A 3,294-nucleotide genomic window follows, 5' to 3' on the forward strand; every position below is an offset into this window, starting at 1 on the left:
CGCCTAGGCCCCGTACACCGGGACGGGCGGCCGCGCCTTCGCGAGCAGATCGGTGACGACGGGCCCCAACTCGGCCGGGTCCCATTTGGCGCCCTTGTCGATCTGCGGACCGTGCGCCCAGCCCTCGGCGACCCGGATCTTGCCGCCCTCGATTTCGAACACTTTCCCGGTGACGTCTCGGGATTCGGCGCTGCCCAACCACACCACCAACGGCGAGATGTTCTCGGGCGCCATGGCGTCGAAATCCTGGTCCTGCGTTGACATCATCTCGGCGAAGACGGTCTCGGTCATCCGCGTGCGCGCCGAGGGCGCTATCGCATTGACGGTCACGCCGTAGCGGCCCATCTCGGCGGCGGCGACGAGCGTCATCGCCGCGATGCCGGCCTTGGCCGCGCTGTAGTTGCCCTGCCCGACGCTGCCCTGCAGACCAGCACCCGAACTCGTGTTGATGATCCGGGCGTCAACCGCTTTGCCCTCTTTGGACAGCCCGCGCCAGTACGACGCGGCATGGCGCATCGCGGCGAAGTGACCCTTGAGGTGCACGGCGATGACGGCGTCGAACTCCTCTTCGCTGGTGTTGGCCATCATCCGATCGCGCACGATGCCGGCGTTGTTGACCAAAACGTCTAGGCCACCGAATGTTTCGACCGCGGTCTGGACGAGGGCCGCCGCCTGATTCCAGTCCGCGATGTTGGATCCGTTCGCGACGGCTTCGCCGCCGGCCGCGGTGATCTCGTCGACCACGCCCTGGGCGGCGCTGCCGCCGCCGGCGGGCGAGCCGTCCAGGCCCACGCCGATGTCGTTGACTACCACCCGCGCGCCCTCGGCTGCGAACGCCAAAGCGTGCGCGCGACCGATACCGCCGCCTGCCCCGGTCACGATCACCACGCGGCCGTCAACCACACCCATATTGCCTGTCTCCTCTACTTGATTGCGCTCGCGTTGGTCGTGGCCAGATAATGCGGCGGCTCGCCACCCCCGTGCACCTCCAGCGAGGCGCCGCTGATGTAGGACGCCGCCTCGGAGGCCAAAAATGCTGCAGCCCAACCGATGTCCTCGGGCTTGGCCAGCCGCCCGAGTGGCACGTTCTTCGATATCGCCGCGATCGATTCGGCGTCGCCGTAGAACAGGTCGGCCTGCTCGGTTTCCACCATGCCGACCACCAAGGCGTTCACCCGGACCTTGGGACCCCATTCCACCGCCAGCGTCTGGGTCAGACTTTCCAAACCGGCTTTGGCCGCGCCGTATGCACCGGTACCGGGTGATGGACGCCGGCCGCTGAGGCTGCAGATGTTGACGATCGAACCGCCGCCTGGCTGAGCTTGCATCTTGTCGTTTGCGAACTGTGAAACCAACAGCCCGCCAATCAAATTGAGCTCGATGATCTTGCGGTTGAACTTCGGGCTGGACTCCGCGGTGAACACGAACGGAGATCCGCCGGCGTTGTTGACGACCACGTCGAGCCGTCCGTGCCGCTCGACGATCGCATCGATCAACGCCTTGACGGCGTCCTCGTCGCGCACGTCGCAGGAATGGAAATCGTAGGGCAGGCCCTCGACCGGACGCCTGGCGCAGGTCACCACGGTCGCCCCTTGTTGGGCGAAGACCGAGCTGATGCCGGCGCCCACGCCCCGGACGCCGCCAGTGACGAGAACGACCCGTCCGGCGAGCCCGAAGTTGATGGCGTCGGGTGCTTCCGCGCGAGTCACTGTGCTAGCGTACCAAGCAAGTGCTTGCTTAGGTAGTTACCCCACAAGGAAGTGGCACCTTGACCATCACATCCAAAACCACCGAACCGGGCATAGTCGCAGTTACCGTCGACTTCCCCCCCGTCAACGCCATCCCGTCGCGCGGGTGGTTCGACCTCGCCGACACCATCACGGCCGCCGGCCAGGACCCCGAAACGCACGCGGTGATCCTGCGCGCCGAGGGCCGCGGCTTCAACGCCGGGGTGGACATCAAGGAGATGCAGCGCACGGAAGGTTTCGGCGCGCTGATCGACGCCAATCGCGGTTGCTTCGCCGCGTTCCGGGCCGTCTATGAGTGCGCGGTGCCGGTGATCGCGGCGGTGAACGGATTCTGCGTCGGCGGCGGCATCGGACTGGTCGGCAACTCCGATGTCATCGTGGCCTCCGACGACGCCACGTTCGGTCTGCCGGAGGTGGAACGCGGCGCCCTCGGCGCGGCAACCCACTTGTCGCGGCTGGTGCCGCAGCACATGATGCGACGGCTGTTCTTCACCGCGGCCACCGTGGACGCCGCCACCTTGCATCACTTCGGCTCGGTGCACGAGGTAGTCCCGCGTGATGAACTCGACGAGGCCGCTCTGCGGGTGGCCCGCGACATCGCCGCCAAGGACACGCGCGTCATCCGGGCGGCCAAGGAAGCGCTGAACTTCATCGACGTTCAGCGGGTCAACTCGAGTTACCGTATGGAGCAAGGCTTTACGTTCGAGCTCAACCTTGCCGGGGTATCCGATGAGCACCGCGACGCATTCGCTGGAACGGACAAGGGTAAGAAGTGAGCGACAAGAGGACAACTCTCGACGACGCCGTCGCCGGTCTGCGCAGCGGCATGACCATCGGCATCGGCGGCTGGGGATCGCGGCGCAAGCCAATGGCTTTCGTGCGCGCGATGCTGCGCACCGATGTCAAAGACCTGACGGTGGTGACTTACGGCGGACCGGATCTCGGCTTGCTCTGCTCGGCGGGCAAGGTCAAGCGCGTCTACTACGGATTCGTCTCGCTGGATTCGCCGCCGTTCTATGACCCCTGGTTCGCCAAGGCGCGCACCGGCGGGGCGATCGAGGCCAGGGAGATGGACGAGGGCATGCTGCGCTGCGGGCTGCAGGCCGCGGCGCAACGCCTGCCGTTCCTGCCGATCCGGGCCGGGCTGGGCAGCTCGGTGCTGGACTTCTGGGCGGGCGAACTGCGCAAGGTCACCAGTCCCTACCCGGCGGCCGAGGGTGGACACGAGACGCTCATCGCTATGCCGGCGTTGAACCTGGATGCGGCCTATGTGCACCTCAATCTTGGTGACAGCCAAGGCAATGCGGCATACACCGGGATCGACCCGTACTTCGATGACCTGTTCCTGATGGCCGCCGAGAAACGCTACCTGTCCGTGGAGCGCGTCGTATCCACGCAAGAACTGGTCAAGGCGGTGCCGCCGCAGGCGCTGCTGATCAACCGGATGATGGTCGACGGCGTGGTGGAAGCGCCGAACGGCGCTCACTTCACCACCGCGGCACCGGATTACGGCCGCGACGAGAAGTTCCAGCGACACTACGCCGAG

General features: G+C 66.2%; 4 protein-coding genes. 2 read left to right on the forward strand and 2 right to left on the reverse strand.

The annotated features are described in order from the left end of the window. Nucleotides 1-3: 3 nt before the first annotated feature. The gene (locus tag JOZ00_RS23195; RefSeq protein WP_293348673.1) at nucleotides 4-909 is read right to left on the reverse strand and encodes an SDR family oxidoreductase; all 906 of its coding nucleotides are present in this window, start codon (nucleotides 907-909) and stop codon (nucleotides 4-6) included. 14 nt (nucleotides 910-923) lie between these two features. Beyond that, on the reverse strand, nucleotides 924-1,709 hold the full coding sequence (locus tag JOZ00_RS23200) for an SDR family oxidoreductase (protein ID WP_293348676.1): 786 nt from the start codon (nucleotides 1,707-1,709) through the stop codon (nucleotides 924-926). Between the two features lie 59 nt (nucleotides 1,710-1,768). On the opposite strand from JOZ00_RS23200, the gene echA20 reads away from it, so the two are divergent. Then, nucleotides 1,769-2,524, forward strand: a complete 756-nt coding sequence (gene echA20, locus JOZ00_RS23205; protein ID WP_293348678.1) for a (7aS)-7a-methyl-1,5-dioxo-2,3,5,6,7,7a-hexahydro-1H-indene-carboxyl-CoA hydrolase — start codon at nucleotides 1,769-1,771, stop codon at nucleotides 2,522-2,524. Continuing rightward, nucleotides 2,521-3,294 (forward strand): cholesterol ring-cleaving hydrolase subunit IpdA (gene ipdA, locus JOZ00_RS23210; protein ID WP_293348680.1); only part of this gene is annotated, 774 nt, incomplete at its 3' end. The genes echA20 and ipdA, both read left to right, overlap by 4 nt.

The organism is Mycobacterium sp. (assembly GCF_019243155.1).
In the GTDB taxonomy this organism is placed as follows: domain Bacteria; phylum Actinomycetota; class Actinomycetes; order Mycobacteriales; family Mycobacteriaceae; genus Mycobacterium.

What these genes read in the sequence shown, in the direction of transcription:
- JOZ00_RS23195 (WP_293348673.1), bottom strand. Translation starts at nt 909, where the DNA reads ATGGGTGTGGTTGACGGCCGCGTGGTGATCGTGACCGGGGCAGGCGGC.